The organism is Pseudomonas sp. B21-019 (assembly GCF_024749225.1).
GTDB lineage: Bacteria > Pseudomonadota > Gammaproteobacteria > Pseudomonadales > Pseudomonadaceae > Aquipseudomonas.
Window position 1 is genome coordinate 3,982,873 of sequence record NZ_CP087193.1, and the last position, 15,568, is coordinate 3,998,440.

General features: G+C 59.6%; 14 protein-coding genes. 5 read left to right on the forward strand and 9 right to left on the reverse strand.

Annotation, left to right across the window (positions count from 1 at the left end):
- Window positions 1-55: 55 nt before the first annotated feature.
- The 6 genes from cysG to LOY36_RS17750 all read right to left on the reverse strand — a co-directional run bounded on the left by cysG (window position 56) and on the right by LOY36_RS17750 (window position 7,737).
- On the reverse strand, window positions 56-1,450 hold the full coding sequence (gene cysG, locus LOY36_RS17725) for a siroheme synthase CysG (RefSeq protein ID WP_258669394.1): 1,395 nt from the start codon (window positions 1,448-1,450) through the stop codon (window positions 56-58).
- Window positions 1,451-2,731 (reverse strand): serine--tRNA ligase, encoded by a 1,281-nt coding sequence (gene serS / locus LOY36_RS17730; RefSeq protein ID WP_258669397.1) that lies wholly within the window; start codon window positions 2,729-2,731, stop codon window positions 1,451-1,453.
- A 15-nt stretch (window positions 2,732-2,746) separates the two neighbouring features.
- Window positions 2,747-3,121, reverse strand: coding sequence for a fluoride efflux transporter CrcB (gene crcB, locus LOY36_RS17735; protein WP_007941127.1), 375 nt, complete (start codon window positions 3,119-3,121; stop codon window positions 2,747-2,749).
- Window positions 3,121-4,443 (reverse strand): replication-associated recombination protein A, encoded by a 1,323-nt coding sequence (locus tag LOY36_RS17740; protein ID WP_258669400.1) that lies wholly within the window; start codon window positions 4,441-4,443, stop codon window positions 3,121-3,123. Before LOY36_RS17740 ends, crcB begins: the two co-directional genes overlap by 1 nt.
- Window positions 4,444-4,639: 196 nt before the next feature.
- On the reverse strand, window positions 4,640-5,263 hold the full coding sequence (gene lolA / locus LOY36_RS17745; protein ID WP_018925528.1) for an outer membrane lipoprotein chaperone LolA: 624 nt from the start codon (window positions 5,261-5,263) through the stop codon (window positions 4,640-4,642).
- A gap of 68 nt (window positions 5,264-5,331) precedes the next feature.
- Window positions 5,332-7,737 (reverse strand): DNA translocase FtsK, encoded by a 2,406-nt coding sequence (locus LOY36_RS17750; protein WP_019580089.1) that lies wholly within the window; start codon window positions 7,735-7,737, stop codon window positions 5,332-5,334.
- Window positions 7,738-8,043: 306 nt separating this feature from the next.
- On the opposite strand from LOY36_RS17750, the gene trxB reads away from it, so the two are divergent.
- From trxB to infA, 4 genes are all read left to right on the forward strand, one after another.
- On the forward strand, window positions 8,044-9,003 hold the full coding sequence (trxB, locus tag LOY36_RS17755) for a thioredoxin-disulfide reductase (RefSeq protein WP_018925527.1): 960 nt from the start codon (window positions 8,044-8,046) through the stop codon (window positions 9,001-9,003).
- Window positions 9,004-9,071: 68 nt separating this feature from the next.
- Entirely contained in the window at window positions 9,072-9,752 is a 681-nt protein-coding gene (gene aat / locus LOY36_RS17760) for a leucyl/phenylalanyl-tRNA--protein transferase (protein WP_018925526.1), read from the forward strand.
- Between the two features lie 87 nt (window positions 9,753-9,839).
- Window positions 9,840-10,547, forward strand: a complete 708-nt coding sequence (locus LOY36_RS17765; RefSeq protein ID WP_018925525.1) for an arginyltransferase — start codon at window positions 9,840-9,842, stop codon at window positions 10,545-10,547.
- Window positions 10,548-10,647: 100 nt separating this feature from the next.
- Complete coding sequence (infA, locus tag LOY36_RS17770; RefSeq protein ID WP_002553999.1) at window positions 10,648-10,866, forward strand: translation initiation factor IF-1; 219 nt, start codon at window positions 10,648-10,650, stop codon at window positions 10,864-10,866.
- 155 nt (window positions 10,867-11,021) lie between these two features.
- On the opposite strand, the gene clpA is transcribed toward infA, so the two are convergent.
- Both clpA and clpS read right to left on the reverse strand, forming a co-directional pair.
- The gene (clpA, locus tag LOY36_RS17775; RefSeq protein WP_019648478.1) at window positions 11,022-13,292 is read right to left on the reverse strand and encodes an ATP-dependent Clp protease ATP-binding subunit ClpA; all 2,271 of its coding nucleotides are present in this window, start codon (window positions 13,290-13,292) and stop codon (window positions 11,022-11,024) included.
- Window positions 13,293-13,322: 30 nt separating this feature from the next.
- Window positions 13,323-13,685: an ATP-dependent Clp protease adapter ClpS gene (gene clpS, locus LOY36_RS17780; protein WP_015094394.1), complete on the reverse strand. Its 363-nt coding sequence runs from the start codon at window positions 13,683-13,685 to the stop codon at window positions 13,323-13,325.
- Window positions 13,686-13,910: 225 nt separating this feature from the next.
- Here clpS and LOY36_RS17785 point away from each other — a divergent pair, with 225 nt between their 5' ends.
- Window positions 13,911-14,210: a cold shock domain-containing protein gene (locus tag LOY36_RS17785; RefSeq protein ID WP_309475216.1), complete on the forward strand. Its 300-nt coding sequence runs from the start codon at window positions 13,911-13,913 to the stop codon at window positions 14,208-14,210.
- Between the two features lie 86 nt (window positions 14,211-14,296).
- Here the strand turns inward: LOY36_RS17785 and icd are convergent, their stop codons facing one another.
- Window positions 14,297-15,553: an NADP-dependent isocitrate dehydrogenase gene (gene icd / locus LOY36_RS17790; RefSeq protein ID WP_019580084.1), complete on the reverse strand. Its 1,257-nt coding sequence runs from the start codon at window positions 15,551-15,553 to the stop codon at window positions 14,297-14,299.
- Window positions 15,554-15,568 lie beyond the last annotated feature (15 nt).

The window sequence follows — 15,568 nt, forward strand, 5'->3', positions numbered from 1 at the left end:
GGTCGATGGAGAACCGTAGGAGCGAGGCTTGCCCGCGAATGGAGCGACTCGGTCTCTAGACCTGCGCCTGAGCCCCTTCGAACCACGCCAGTTTCTCGCGCAGTTGCACCACTTCCCCAACGATCACCAGTGTCGGCGCATGCACTTCATGTTCCGCCACCAGCCGTGGCAGGTCGGCCAGGGTGCCGGTAAATACCCGCTGATTGACCGTGGTGCCCTGCTGGATCAACGCCGCCGGGGTATCGGCCGCGCGACCGTGCTTGATCAACTGCTCGCAGATGATCGGCAAGCCCACCAGCCCCATGTAGAACACCAGGGTTTGCGCCGGCGCAACCAGGTCGGCCCACGGCAAATCGGTGGAACCGTCCTTGAGGTGCCCGGTGACAAACCGCACTGACTGCGCGTAATCGCGGTGAGTCAGCGGAATCCCGGCATACGCCGCGCAACCGCTGGCAGCGGTAATGCCCGGCACGACCTGGAACGGGATGCCATGGGCCGCCAGTTCTTCGATCTCTTCGCCGCCACGCCCGAAAATGAACGGATCGCCACCCTTCAAGCGCACCACGCGCTTGCCGGCCTTGGCCAGATCCACCAGATGCTGGTTGATCTGTTCCTGAGGCACGGCGTGATCGGCGCGGCGCTTGCCGACGTAGACCCGCTCGGCATCGCGACGGCACAAATCCAGAATCGCCGGCGCCACCAGACGGTCATACAACACCACGTCGGCTTGCTGCATCAGGCGCAAGGCGCGGAAGGTCAACAGGTCGGGATCACCCGGCCCGGCGCCCACCAGATAAACCTCGCCAGTGGCTACAGGGGCTTCGCCATTGATTTTGGCCAACATCAAGCGCTCGGCCTCGGCGCCCTGCCCGGCCAGTTGCCGGTCGGCAATCGGTCCCTGGAACACTTCCTCCCAGAACGCCCGACGCTGCTGCACATCCGGAAACAGGCCTTTGACCTGGTTGCGGAAACGCGCCGCCAGACCGGCCAGCTGACCGTAAGTGGAAGGAATCCAGGTTTCCAGCTTGGCGCGAATCAACCGCGCCAGCACCGGCGCATCGCCGCCACTGGACACGGCAATGATCAGCGGCGAACGGTCGACGATCGCCGGAAAGATCACGCTGCACAGGGCCGGCGCGTCCACCACGTTGACCGGCACGCAACGCCGATGGGCATCGGCGGAGACTTGCGCGTTCAGCGGTTCGTCGTCGGTAGCGGCGATGATCAGCCCGCAACCGTCCAGATCCGCCTCGACGTAGCCCCGCACCAGGCACTCGCCACCGCTGCCGGCTACCAGCTCACGCAATTGCGGTTCGATTTCGGGCGCGACCACTCGCAGCAGCGCACCGGCCTCGGCCAGCAGGCGGGATTTGCGCAAGGCAATCTCCCCCCCGCCGACGACCAACACACGACTGCCGCGAAGGTTATGAAACAGCGGCAGATAGTCCATTTAGCCGATGACCTCAAGGCCACCCATGTACGGCTTGAGCACTTCAGGCACGCGGATCGAACCGTCGGCCTGCTGATAGTTCTCAAGTACCGCCACCAGGGTACGACCGACCGCCAGGCCGGAACCGTTCAGGGTGTGCACCAGCTCAGGCTTGCCGGTTTCCGGGTTGCGGAAGCGCGCTTGCATGCGGCGGGCCTGGAAGTCGCCACAGTTGGAGCACGACGAAATCTCGCGGTACTTGTCCTGGCTCGGAATCCACACTTCCAGGTCGTAGGTCTTGACCGCGCTGAAGCCCATGTCGCCGGTGCACAGCGCCAGGGTGCGGTACGGCAGCTCCAGCAGTTGCAGGACTTTCTCGGCGTTGGCGGTCAGGTTTTCCAGCGCTTGCATCGAGGTCGACGGCTCAACGATCTGGACCATCTCGACTTTGTCGAACTGGTGCTGACGGATCATCCCGCGAGTGTCGCGACCCGACGCACCGGCCTCGCTGCGGAAGCACGGCGTGTGCGCCACAAACTTTATCGGCAACAACTTCGAATCGACGATTTCGCCGGCCACGATGTTGGTCAGCGACACTTCAGCAGTCGGGATCAGGTACAGGTCGGCTTCGCCGTCGCGGCTGATCTTGAACAGGTCTTCTTCGAATTTCGGCAACTGACCGGTGCCTTGCAGGGCCGGCGCTTGTACCAGATAAGGCGTGTAAGCCTCTTCGTAACCGTGTTCGTTGATGTGCAGGTTGATCATGAACTGCGCCAGTGCACGGTGCAGACGGGCGATCGGGCCGCGCAGCAGGGCGAAACGGGCGCCGGACAGTTTGGCGGCGGTTTCGAAATCCAGCCAGCCGAACTTCTCGCCCAGGGCCACGTGGTCCTGAACCGGGAAGTCGAAAGTCTTTGGCGTGCCCCAACGGCGCACTTCAACGTTGCCTTCTTCGTCATCGCCGACCGGCACCGATTCGTGCGGCAGGTTCGGAATGCCCAGCAGGATCGAATCCAGCTCGGTCTGGATCGCGTCCAGCTCGACTTTACCGGCGCTCAACTCGCCCGCCATGCGCTCGACATCCGCCATCAGCGGCGCGATGTCTTCGCCGCGCTGCTTGGCCTGGCCGATGGATTTGGAGCGCGCGTTACGTTCAGCCTGCAGAGCTTCGGTGCGGGTCTGGACGGTCTTGCGCTGTTCTTCCAGCGCTTCGATGCGCGCAACATCCAGGGCAAAGCCACGGGATGCCAGGCGGTCCGCTACGTCCTGAAGGTTGCTACGTAACAGTTTGGAATCGAGCATGTCGGTTTCTCGTTATCAAAGTTTGGTCAAGGACAGGCCAGCCCAGGTGGCGAGCAGCCCGCCGAATACGCTGATGGCCGCATAGCCCAAGGCCAGCGGCACTTGCCCGGTTTCCAGCAGGCGCACCGTATCCAGTGAAAAGGATGAAAAAGTCGTCAGCCCCCCGAGGAAGCCAACGATCAACCCGGCGCGTACCGCAAACGATACCTCCGGGCGAATCAAAAACAGGCCGTATAGAACGCCGATCAGCAAACAGCCCACGATATTAACGGCCAGCGTCGCGGTATAGAAGTGCCGCGGCCAATTCGCGTTGATCCAGTTACCGGTGGCGAAGCGCAACAGCGTGCCGGCGACACCGCCGACAGAAACCGCAACGATCAAAGGAATCACTATTTTCTCCGCTGTCGAGGGCTTAAACGGTCAAGCTGCGCGAGGTGGTTGAGCTTTTCGCCGATCTTCAGCTCCAGGCCGCGGGGCACGGGTTGATAGAACCGTTGTGGCTCCAACTCGTCCGGGAAGTAATCTTCGCCAGCGGCGTAGGCATCCGGTTCATCGTGGGCGTAACGATATTCATCGCCATAGCCCAATTGCTTCATCAACTTGGTCGGCGCATTGCGCAGGTGCAGCGGCACTTCCAGCGAACCGTGTTCGGTAGCGCTGCGCATCGCGGCCTTGAAGCCCATGTACACCGCGTTGCTTTTTGGCGCGCAAGCCAGATACGTAATGGCCTGGGCCACCGCCAATTCGCCTTCGGGGCTGCCGAGGCGCTCCTGCACTTCCCACGCCGCCAGGCACAGGCTCAGGGCGCGGGGGTCGGCATTGCCGATGTCTTCGCTGGCCATGCGCACTACGCGTCGGGCCAGGTACAGCGGGTCGCAGCCGCCATCGATCATTCGCGCGAACCAGTACAACGCGCCATCGGGGTTGGAACCGCGCACCGATTTATGCAGCGCGGATATCTGGTCGTAGAAGGCTTCGCCGCCCTTGTCGAAACGCCGACGGGTATCGCCGAGCAGGCTTTGCAGCAGTTCTACGCCGATTTCGCTGTGGTCTTCGGCCAGGTCCGAGGCATTTTCCAGCAGGTTGAGCAAACGCCGGCCATCGCCATCGGCGGCGGACAGCAGCATCTGGAAGCCCTCGTCGCTGAGGGTCAGTTGCCGCTTGCCCAGCCCGCGCTCTTCGGTCAGCGCGCGATGCACCAGCTTGCGCAGGGCGGCTTCGTCGAGGCTTTTGAGCACATAAACGCGCGCCCGGGACAGCAGCGCGTTATTGAGTTCGAACGAGGGGTTTTCCGTGGTCGCGCCGATGAAAATCAGCGTGCCGTCTTCAACGTACGGCAGGAACGCATCCTGCTGGGACTTATTGAAGCGATGTACTTCATCAACGAACAGGATGGTGCGTTTACCGTACTGCCCGGCCTGCTGCTTGGCGACTTCCACCGCCTGACGAATCTCTTTGACCCCGGCCAGCACCGCCGAAACCGTTTCGAAGTGCGCATCCGAGACTTCCGCCAGCAGCCGCGCCAGGGTGGTTTTACCCACGCCCGGCGGCCCCCAGAAAATCATCGAGTGCAGGGCACCCTGCTCCAGGGCTTCGCGCAAAGGCTTGCCGCGAGCGAGCACGTGTTCCTGACCGACGTACTCGTCCAGATTGGCCGCACGCAAACGGGCGGCCAAAGGCTGAGCAATCGGGGCACTGCGAAACAGGTCCATCACGTACTTTTAAAACCTCGAGTCAATTCTCAAGTTTGGCGAACACCCTGTGACAAGAGCAGCTACCTGTGGCGAGGGGGCTTGCCCCCGTCGGGTCGCGAAGCGGCCCCAAAAGCTTTACGACTGCTTTGCAGCTGAACGGGGTGATGCGGCGTTCCGACAAGCCCCCTTGCCACACAAGCCCGCTTCTACAGGTTTACTCCTGGATCACATCGGCACCCTTGGGAATGTCGAACTTGAATTTTGAGGCCGGGATCGGCTCGTTGGCCTTCACGCCGGTGAACAGGATATTGGTGCGCTGGCCGACGCTGTCGATCATCTGCATATCATTGACCAGACCATTGCGGAACGACAGGCGCAGGCTGTCGAACAGGGTGTCCTTGGTTTTCGGCTTCAGGGTGAAGTCGATCACGCCGCCGGCTTCCTTGGCGCTGATGTCGAAGCTCTGGCTGATCTTGGACACATCACCGGACAGCAGCAACGCCGGGGTCTGGGTCAGGCGCTGGTCGAGGGTCTTGATGGTGGCCTGTTCCAGATCCGGGTCCCACAGGGTCACTTTCTTGCCGTCCGATACCATGGTTTGCTCGGCAGGCGCGTTGGTGTGCCAGTAGAACAGGCCCGGACGCTGCAAGGACATTTCACCCGCAGTTTCTTGCAACTGGGTGCCGCTGCCATCGAGGGTCAGCTGGGAGAAGCGCGCGGTCAGGGTCTGGGATTTTTCCAGCAGTTGAGTCAGACGCGCCACGTCCTTGTCGTCGGCGTGGGCCGAGAGCGTGGTCAGAGCCAGTACCGGCAGCAACAGCATGCGGATAAGACGCATGGGAGTCCTCATAAACATTCGTGGGAGTGCGGGCGGCGTCTCAAGACGCCGCCCCTTTCAATACCGGATCAGTCGCGCACCGGGCCAGGGGCCAGGACTTCACGCGAACCGTTGGTGTTCATGGACGTTACGACCCCGGCCATTTCCATGGCTTCGATCATGCGCGCCGCGCGGTTGTAGCCGATTTTCAGCTTGCGCTGAACCGCGGAGATGGATGCGCGACGGCTTTCCAGGACGAACTGCACCGCTTCGTCGTAGAGCGCGTCGGTTTCGGCATCATCTTCACCGCCACCGCCGCCATTTTCAAAGCCGCTACCAGCCTCTTCGACACCGGCGAGGATGTCATCGTTGTACTCCGGCGCGCCGCGCAGTTTCCAGGCTTCAACCACCCGGTGCACCTCGTCATCGGACACGAATGCGCCGTGAACACGAATCGGCAGGCTGGTGCCCGGCGGCATGTACAACATATCACCGTGGCCCAGCAGTTGTTCGGCGCCGCCCTGGTCGATGATGGTCCGCGAATCGATCTTGCTCGATACCTGGAACGCCATACGCGTCGGGATGTTCGCCTTGATCAGACCGGTGATCACGTCCACCGACGGACGCTGGGTCGCGAGGATCAAGTGGATACCCGCCGCACGCGCCTTCTGCGCGATACGCGCAATCAGCTCTTCAACCTTCTTGCCGACGATCATCATCATGTCGGCGAATTCGTCGACCACCACGACGATGGTCGGCAGCTTCTGCAGCAGCGGTGCCTCGTCGTGGATGCTTTCGCGCTTGTACAGCGGATCGCTCAACGGCTCGCCGGCGTCCTGGGCTTCCTTGACCTTGGCATTGAAGCCCGACAGGTTACGCACGCCCATCTTCGCCATCAGTTTGTAGCGCCGTTCCATTTCGGCGACGCTCCAGCGCAAGGCGTTGGCGGCGTCCTTCATGTCGGTGACCACCGGGCACAGCAGGTGCGGGATGCCTTCGTAGATCGACAGCTCAAGCATTTTCGGGTCGATCATGATCAGCTTGGCGTCTTCAGGGCCAGACTTGAACAGAATCGACAGGATCATCGCGTTCACACCCACCGACTTACCGGAACCGGTCGTACCGGCCACCAGCAAGTGGGGCATTTTCGCCAGGTCAGTGATGACCGGTTTGCCGCCGATGTCATGACCCAGGGCCAGGGTGACCGGAGACTTGAAGTTATCGTACTCGGGGGTCGACAAGACCTCGGAGAACCGCACGATCTGCCGGTCTTCGTTAGGGATCTCGATACCGACCGTGGTCTTGCCCGGAATCACTTCCACCACGCGCACGCTGGTCACGGCCAGGGAACGAGCCAGGTCTTTCGCCAGGTTGGCAATGCGGCTGACTTTCACCCCGGCGGCAGGCTGGATTTCGTAACGGGTAATGACCGGGCCCGGATGAATCGAGTCTACCGAGACTTCGACGCCGAATTCCTTGAGCTTGATTTCCAGCAAGTGGCCGACGGCCGCCAGGGATTCAGGCGAATAATTGAGTTGTTTCTTTTCCGCCGGGTCGAGAATCGAAATCGGCGGCAAGGTGCCTTCCACGGCGCTGTCGACGAACAACGGCGCCTGTTTCTCTTTTTCCACGCGCTTGCTCGGAGCGGCCGGTTTGGGCGGCGCGGGAGCAATCACCGGCGGCACCTGCTTTTCACGCTCGGACATGTGCTTGCTCAGGGCCTGCTCGCGCTCGATCAGGCGTTCCTTGACCTTGGCCTGCTCACGCTTGTCGGTGACCGTCGGCGCAACCACGTCATGCACGCGATCGTCGACTTCACGTAGCTGGGCGACCAGTTGCTTGCGTTCGGTACGGGCTGCCCACCAGCGATTGGCCGCGCCCTGAAACAATTCGAACAAATCGAGGGTGATCTTGCCGGTGACGTCCATCACCTTGAACCACGACAGGTCGGTGAATACCGTCAGGCCGAACAGGAACAGCGCAATGAACAGCAGCGTGCTGCCCTGAATATTCAGGGCATTCTTCGCCAGGTCGCCGAGGCTTTCACCCAAAGCGCCGCCCGCGCCGGCCGGCAGACCGGTCGCCGCATGGAAATGGATATGGGCCAGCGCCGCGCCCGACAGCACCAGAAACACCAGGCCGATCAGGCGCCAGGAAAACAGCCAGCCGCTCCACTGCCATGGCTCGTGGCGCTGACGGAAGATCTGATAGGCTTTGATCGCCAGCAATAGCGGGAAAATGTAGGCGAAGTAACCCAGGACCATGAACAGGATGTCGGCGCTGTAAGAGCCGGCAGGCCCGCCGAAGTTCTGTACGTCGTCGATCTTGCTGTTATGGCTCCAGCCCGGATCGTCCTTGCCATAGGTCAACAAGGCCATCATCAGGAACAGGCACAAGGCACCGATGGCGATCAATGCACCTTCCTTGAGCCGGTAGTGCAATTGCTGGCGCCAGAGCGGAACGACTGTTTTAGGTGCTGCGGTGGATTTCTTCAAAACGCTTCTTTTCCTGCGCCCTTGGCGCGTCCATCTGTTGAATGACTATAAAAACTGCCCAATCCAGGCAGGTAAAAAAGTTAACAGTCCCAACCGGGACTACTTTTAACACTGTGCCCCGGCTTTTCGAAATACGGCACGCAGCGCTTTTTTGATACAAACACTGTTACAAGCGGGCATTGTACGGGTTTGTTCGCCCAATGCCATGCTTGAGACCCTTGGTTCCAGCATAGCCAACAGCACAATACGCGCAGTCCAATTTGAGCATGCATTCTCTTTTGTGACAAAGGCTTATGAGGTGTTTTTATGAGTGAAGCGAAGCATTCCCGCCTGATCATTCTGGGTTCCGGCCCTGCCGGTTACAGCGCAGCCGTTTATGCCGCTCGCGCCAACCTCAAACCCGTTGTCATTACCGGCATACAGGCCGGTGGCCAGCTGACCACCACCGTCGAAGTCGACAACTGGCCCGGCGACGTCGAAGGCCTGACCGGCCCGGTGCTGATGGAACGCATGCAGAAACACGCCGAACGCTTCGACACCGAGATCGTTTACGACCACATCCATACCGCCAAGTTGCAACAGCGCCCGTTCGAGCTCATCGGCGACAGCGGCACCTACACCTGCGATGCGCTGATTATCGCCACCGGCGCTTCGGCCCAATACCTGGGGCTGCCATCGGAAGAAGCCTTTGCCGGCAAAGGGGTTTCGGCCTGCGCCACCTGCGATGGTTTCTTCTATCGCAACCAGGTGGTCGCAGTGGTCGGCGGCGGCAACACCGCGGTGGAAGAAGCCCTGTACCTGTCGAACATCGCCAAGGAGGTTCATCTGATTCACCGTCGCGACAAACTGCGCTCGGAGAAGATCCTGCAGGACAAGCTCTTCGAAAAAGCCGCCAACGGCAATATCCGCCTGCACTGGAACCAGAACCTGGACGAAATACTCGGTGACGCCAGCGGCGTGACCGGCGCCCGCCTGCGTCACAGCCATACCGGCGAAACCGCTGAACTGTCGCTGGCCGGCGTGTTCATCGCCATCGGCCACAAACCCAACACCGACCTGTTCCAGGGCCAGCTGCAGATGCGCAACGGCTACCTGCTGGTCAAGGGCGGCAGTGAAGGCGACGCCACCGCCACCGCCATCCAGGGTGTATTCGCCGCCGGCGACGTGGCCGACCACGTTTACCGCCAGGCAGTGACCTCTGCCGGAGCCGGTTGCATGGCTGCGCTGGATGCCGAGAAGTATCTCGATGACATTCCCGGCGTTTGACGGTTAACCTTCTATCTGGCGGGTTTATCGGCCCGCCACCGCCCTCCCCTTCTGCAAGCCCGGATGCCATGCTGACTTGGTTACAACGCAATACCCTGACTTTTCCGCCGCTGGAAAAAGCCATGCGCGACCCCAACGGACTGCTGGCCGCGGGCGGCGATCTGTCCGCCGACCGTCTGATTCAGGCGTATCGCCATGGCTGCTTTCCGTGGTTCTCGGAAGGCCAACCGATTCTCTGGTGGTCGCCGGATCCGCGCACGGTGCTGTTTCCCGACGAACTGCATGTCTCCCGCAGCCTGAATAAACTGCTGCGCCAACAACGCTATCAAGTGACCTTCGATCGGGATTTTGCCGCAGTCATCAGCGCCTGCGCCGCGCCGCGCGAGTACGCCGATGGCACCTGGATCACCCAAGCGATGCAGGACGCCTACGTCGAACTGCACAGGCGCGGCTACGCCCATTCGGTGGAGGTCTGGGACGATGGCGTGCTGGTCGGCGGGCTCTACGGCCTGGCCATGGGACAGCTGTTTTTCGGTGAGTCGATGTTCAGCCGCGCCGACAACGCCTCCAAATATGGCTTTGCCACGCTGGTGCGACATCTGAAAGACTCAGGTTTTGTGCTGATCGATTGCCAGATGCCTACCGATCATCTGCATAGCCTGGGCGCCCGAGCGATTCCCCGCACCGAGTTTGCCGGCTACCTTGCCCGGCACCTGGATCAACCCGGTCGTGCCACCTGGGTTTGCTGAGCGACATTGGCCCGTGTGGCTTACACTTAATGCGGGGAGACGAATTGAGAAAGTCCCCTTATCAAAAGTTTATCCCGAGGGTTGATCATGACCGAGTTGGCGCGTTTGAAGTTCTATGCCACTCAGCCCCACTCTTGCAGTTATCTGCCCGAGGAGCAGGCCACTACGCTGTTCCTCGATCCCAGTCAGCCCATGGATGTGCATGTCTACGCAGATCTGTCGGAAATGGGCTTTCGTCGCAGTGGCGATCATCTCTACCGGCCCCATTGCCAGAATTGCAATGCGTGCGTACCGGCGCGCATTCCTGTAGCGCAATTTACCCCCAACCGCCAGCAGAAACGCATTCTCAAACGCAATGCCGACCTGCAGGTACGCCCGGCCCGACCAACGTTCAGCGAGGAGTATTTCGACCTCTATCAGCGCTACATCGAACAGCGCCACGCCGACGGCGATATGTATCCGCCGAGTCGCGATCAGTTCTCGACCTTCCTGGTGCGTGACCTGCCGTTCTCCCGCTTCTACGAATTTCGTCTCGAAGGCCGACTGGTGGCGGTGGCCGTCACCGACTTGCTGCCCAATGGCCTGTCAGCGGTGTACACCTTCTACGAGCCTGGCGAGGAGCGTCGCAGCCTTGGGCGTTACGCGATTCTCTGGCAGATTGCCGAAGCCGGGCGCCTGGGGCTGGAAGCGGTCTATCTCGGCTACTGGATCAAAAACTGCAAAAAAATGAGCTACAAGACCCAATATCGCCCTATCGAACTGCTGATTAATCAACGTTGGGTCATCCTGAACTAGAACCCCTTGGCTTAAACCCCACTTTTCGGGCACAATGCACGCCGCTTTTGCCTGGCGCAGTTGCACCGGGCCATTCATTGGACACCGAGGGCTTTACTGCATGTCGAAAGAAGACAGCTTCGAAATGGAAGGCACTGTCGTCGACACCCTGCCCAACACCATGTTTCGTGTGGAGTTGGAAAATGGGCACGTCGTAACCGCGCATATCTCCGGCAAGATGCGCAAGAACTACATTCGTATTCTTACCGGCGACAAAGTGCGCGTCGAGCTGACGCCCTATGACTTGAGCAAAGGGCGCATCACCTACCGCGCTCGCTAATCAAGTCAATACAAAACGCCCGGCTATGCCGGGCGTTTTTGTTTGCCTGCGATTTAACGGCCGCCGAAACCCGATTGCGCAGGGGGGGGTGTCGGTGTGTCGGCCAGACAGCAAAAAGGCGCCTTTCGGCGCCTTTTGCTTTGTTGCGGTTAACGTCAGGCCATTTCAGCCGTGGTCTCGTACTCGAAGGTCAGCTCGCCGTCCTTGATGTCGATGTGCACCACACCGCCATGCTCAGCCAGTTCGCCAAAGAGAATCTCCTCCGCCAGCGGACGCTTGATCTTGTCCTGAATCAAGCGCGCCATTGGTCGAGCCCCCATGGTCACGTCGTAACCACCGGCAGCCAGCCAGCTGCGAGCAGCGTCGGTGACTTCCAGCAGCACACGCTTGTCTTCCAGCTGCGCCTGAAGTTCGGTAAGGAACTTGTCCACCACGCTTTTGATGACCTCATGACTGAGGCGACCAAACTGGATAATGGTGTCCAGACGGTTGCGGAATTCCGGCGTGAAGCTCTTCTTGATCACTTCCATCGCATCGGACGAGTGGTCCTGATAGGTGAAACCGATCGAAGCACGCGCTGCAGTCTCGGCACCGGCGTTGGTCGTCATGATGACGATCACGTTACGGAAGTCCGCCTTGCGCCCGTTGTTATCGGTCAGCGTACCGTGGTCCATGACCTGCAACAGCAGGTTGAAAACTTCCGGATGCGCCTTCTCGATTTCATCGAGCAACAATACGCAGTGAGGCTGCTTGGTGATGGCTTCGGTCAGCAGACCGCCCTGGTCGAACCCGACATAGCCTGGAGGCGCACCGATCAGACGCGATACGGTGTGGCGCTCCATGTACTCGGACATGTCGAAGCGAACCAGCTCGACCCCCAACGCCTTGGCCAGCTGACGCGCAGCTTCGGTTTTACCGACACCGGTCGGGCCTGCGAACAGGAACGAACCGACGGGCTTGTCAGGCGACTTGAGGCCGGCACGGGACAGTTTGATCGCGGTCGACAGTGAGTCGATCGCCGCATCCTGACCGAATACCGTGAGCTTCAGGTCACGCTCAAGGTTGCGCAGCAGCTCTTTGTCGGAGCTGGTGACGTGTTTTGGCGGAATTCGCGCGATTTTCGCAACGATGTCCTCGACCTGAGGCACCTCGATGCGTTTCACGCGTTTCTCGACCGGCTGCAGACGCTGATAGGCGCCCGCCTCATCGATGACGTCGATGGCTTTGTCTGGCATGTGCCGGTCATTGATGTAACGCGACGCCAGTTCGGCAGCGGCGCGCAGGGCTTCATCACTGTATTCAATGTTGTGATGGAGCTCGAAACGCCCTTTCAGGCCACGCAGGATACCGATGGTGTCTTCCACCGAAGGCTCCGACACATCGACCTTCTGGAAGCGCCGGGCCAAAGCACGGTCCTTCTCGAAGATCCCGCGGAATTCCTGGAACGTGGTCGAACCGATGCAACGGATATCGCCCGACGACAGTAATGGCTTGAGCAGGTTCGAGGCATCCATGACGCCACCGGACGCAGCGCCCGCACCGATGATGGTGTGGATCTCGTCGATGAACAGGATCGCCTGCGGACGTTTTTTCAGTTCATTGAGCAACGCCTTGAAGCGCTTCTCGAAATCGCCGCGGTATTTGGTTCCGGCCAGCAAAGCCCCCAGATCGAGGGAATACACCACGCTGTTGGCCAGCAGGTCCGGCACCTGATTGTCGACAATGCGTTTGGCCAGACCTTCGGCAATCGCGGTTTTACCCACGCCCGCCTCGCCCACCAGCAACGGATTGTTTTTGCGACGACGCGCCAGGATCTGCGCGACGCGCTCGACTTCGAGTTCACGGCCTACCAATGGATCGATACGACCCTGGCGCGCGAGCTCGTTGAGGTTGCTGGCATAAGCATCCAGAGGATTGCCTGAAGAAGAAGACTCACCGCCCTCGTCGTCCTGCATATCTTGTTCACCTTCAGAGTGATCGCCATGCCCTGGTACTTTGGAAATGCCATGGGCGATGTAGTTGACGACATCAATGCGCGCAACGCTCTGCTGTTTCAGCAGAAACACTGCCTGACTCTCTTGCTCACTGAAGATCGCGACCAGCACGTTGGCGCCAGTCACTTCGCGTTTGCCCGAGCTCTGTACATGAAAGACAGCACGTTGCAGTACACGCTGGAAGCCCAGGGTTGGCTGGGTTTCACGATCCTCGTCATGCAAGGGGATCAATGGCGTGGTGGAGTCGATGAACTCCTGCAGGTCATGCTTGAGTTTGTCGAGGTTTGCGCCGCAGGCACGCAAAACGGTAGCGGCAGCCTCATTATCCAATAGGGCCAGCAGCAGGTGTTCGACGGTCATGAATTCATGACGCTTCGAACGAGCCTCCTTGAAGGCTAGATTGAGGGTGACTTCGAGCTCGCGGTTTAACATAGCTTCACCTCATACCCAAGTGGTCGGCGATTAACCGTCCTTCTCGATTTCACAGAGTAGCGGATGCTGGCTTTCCCTGGCGTACTGGTTGACCTGCATGGCCTTGGTCTCGGCGATGTCGCGGGTAAACACTCCACATACTGCCCGTCCTTCTGTATGGACGGCCAGCATGACCTTGGTCGCCAGCTCGCGATTCAGGTTAAAAAACACCTCGAGCACTTCGACGACGAAATCCATCGGTGTGTAGTCATCGTTGAACAAAACCACCTTGTACATAGGCGGCGCCTGTAAAGCAGGCTTAGCCTCCTGAACAGCAATGCCTGCGGAATCGTCGTCGTGTAAATCAGGGCGATCCTGATTGAATGTTAGTCGAATCTGGCTGATTGCATGCATGGAAAGAAAGGTTCGTCAGTTGTGCAAATACAGTGGTGGGGGCGCCCATCGACGATTTCAACTCCGACTACCCGGTCACCTTGACTATCGGGAAAACGGTGTTACAACCAATAGAGCCCACAGTGGGTAAAAAAGGTCCGCGGAGTCAATCCTGTTTGCAAGATTAGACTGCGGATTAACTGGATGATACTCCAGTGATGGAGTCTGTTGCAGAGGGATATGGGTATGGCTGTCGGTAAGGTGAAATGGTTCAACAATGCCAAGGGGTTCGGTTTCATTAATACCGACGCCAGGGAAGGTCGTGACGAGGACGGAAAAGAAATCGATTTCTTTGCCCACTACTCAGCCATTGATATGAATGGATACAAGACCCTCAAGGCCGGGCAAGCCGTATACTTTGACATTGTTCAAGGCCCCAAGGGGCTGCATGCCGTCAAAATTATGGACAAAGTGGCCATTGACGCAGCAGCCGCAGCAGCCGCAGCAGCAGCCGCTACCAGCAGCCACGCCAAAGCCGTGAGCTGATTCATACCACCCAAGGCATCCAGTCATAAAAAAACCGCCCGACTCGATCACTCAAGCCGGGCGGTTTTATTGCAGCCGCTCTTCGCTTACATGTGCGAGATCAGCGCATCACCGAAGCCCGAAGACGACACCAGTTTGGCACCGTCCATCAGACGCTCGAAGTCGTAGGTCACGGTTTTAGCACCAATGGCGCCATTGGTGCCCTTGATGATCAGATCGGCCGCTTCGGTCCAGCCCATGTGGCGCAGCATCATTTCAGCGGACAGAATCAGCGAACCCGGGTTGACCTGGTCCTTGCCGGCGTACTTCGGCGCGGTGCCGTGGGTGGCTTCGAACATGGCCACGGTGTCGGACAGGTTCGCACCCGGCGCAATACCGATACCGCCCACTTCCGCCGCCAGGGCGTCGGAGAGGTAGTCACCGTTGAGGTTCAGGGTGGCGATCACATCGTACTCGGCCGGACGCAGCAGGATCTGCTGAAGCATGGCGTCGGCGATGGCGTCCTTGACGATGACGTTCTTGCCGGTTTTCGGGTTCTTGAACTGCATCCACGGACCGCCATCGAGCAGGGTCGCACCGAATTCTTCGGCCGCCACTTCGTAGGCCCATTCCTTGAAGGCACCTTCGGTGAACTTCATGATGTTGCCTTTGTGCACGATGGTCAGCGAGTCGCGGTCATTGTCGACCACATATTGCAGAGCCTTGCGCGCCAGACGCTTGGTGCCTTCCAGGGAAACCGGCTTGACGCCGATACCGCAATTCTGGTCGAAACGGATCTTGGTGACGCCCATTTCTTCTTTAAGGAACTTGATGACCTTGGTCGCTTCCGGCGAACCGGCCTTCCATTCGATGCCGGCATAAATGTCTTCCGAGTTTTCGCGGAAGATGGTCATGTCGACGTCGCCTGGTTTCTTGACCGGGCTCGGTACGCCTTCGAACCAGCGCACTGGACGCAGGCACACATACAGGTCGAGTTGCTGGCGCAGCGCCACGTTCAGGGAACGGATGCCACCGCCGACCGGCGTGGTCAGAGGGCCCTTGATGGAAACCACGTAATCCTTGACCGCGTCCAGGGTTTCCTGAGGCAGCCAGGTGTCCTGATCGTAAACCTGAGTCGCTTTCTCCCCGGCGTAGACTTCCATCCAGGAAATTTTGCGCTCGCCGCCGTAAGCCTTCTTAACAGCAGCATCGACAACCTTGATCATGACCGGGCTGATATCAACACCAATACCATCGCCTTCAATGAAGGGGATGATCGGGTTGTTAGGAACATTGAGAGAATGGTCCGCGTTGACGGTGATTTTTTCGCCGACGGCTGGAACCTGAATCTTCTTGTATCCCATGCTGAACTCCATTGT

Excerpts from the sequence above, each read along its gene's own strand:
- aat (WP_018925526.1), top strand. The coding sequence starts at position 9,072 with ATGCTGACTTGGTTACAACGCAATACCCTGACTTTTCCGCCGCTGGAA.
- clpS (WP_015094394.1), bottom strand. The coding sequence starts at position 13,685 with ATGCATGCAATCAGCCAGATTCGACTAACATTCAATCAGGATCGCCCT.
- icd (WP_019580084.1), bottom strand. The coding sequence starts at position 15,553 with ATGGGATACAAGAAGATTCAGGTTCCAGCCGTCGGCGAAAAAATCACC.
- cysG (WP_258669394.1), bottom strand. The coding sequence starts at position 1,450 with ATGGACTATCTGCCGCTGTTTCATAACCTTCGCGGCAGTCGTGTGTTG.
- LOY36_RS17740 (WP_258669400.1), bottom strand. The coding sequence starts at position 4,443 with ATGGACCTGTTTCGCAGTGCCCCGATTGCTCAGCCTTTGGCCGCCCGT.
- serS (WP_258669397.1), bottom strand. The coding sequence starts at position 2,731 with ATGCTCGATTCCAAACTGTTACGTAGCAACCTTCAGGACGTAGCGGAC.
- infA (WP_002553999.1), top strand. The coding sequence starts at position 10,648 with ATGTCGAAAGAAGACAGCTTCGAAATGGAAGGCACTGTCGTCGACACC.
- LOY36_RS17765 (WP_018925525.1), top strand. The coding sequence starts at position 9,840 with ATGACCGAGTTGGCGCGTTTGAAGTTCTATGCCACTCAGCCCCACTCT.
- LOY36_RS17785 (WP_309475216.1), top strand. The coding sequence starts at position 13,911 with ATGGCTGTCGGTAAGGTGAAATGGTTCAACAATGCCAAGGGGTTCGGT.
- clpA (WP_019648478.1), bottom strand. The coding sequence starts at position 13,292 with ATGTTAAACCGCGAGCTCGAAGTCACCCTCAATCTAGCCTTCAAGGAG.
- lolA (WP_018925528.1), bottom strand. The coding sequence starts at position 5,263 with ATGCGTCTTATCCGCATGCTGTTGCTGCCGGTACTGGCTCTGACCACG.
- trxB (WP_018925527.1), top strand. The coding sequence starts at position 8,044 with ATGAGTGAAGCGAAGCATTCCCGCCTGATCATTCTGGGTTCCGGCCCT.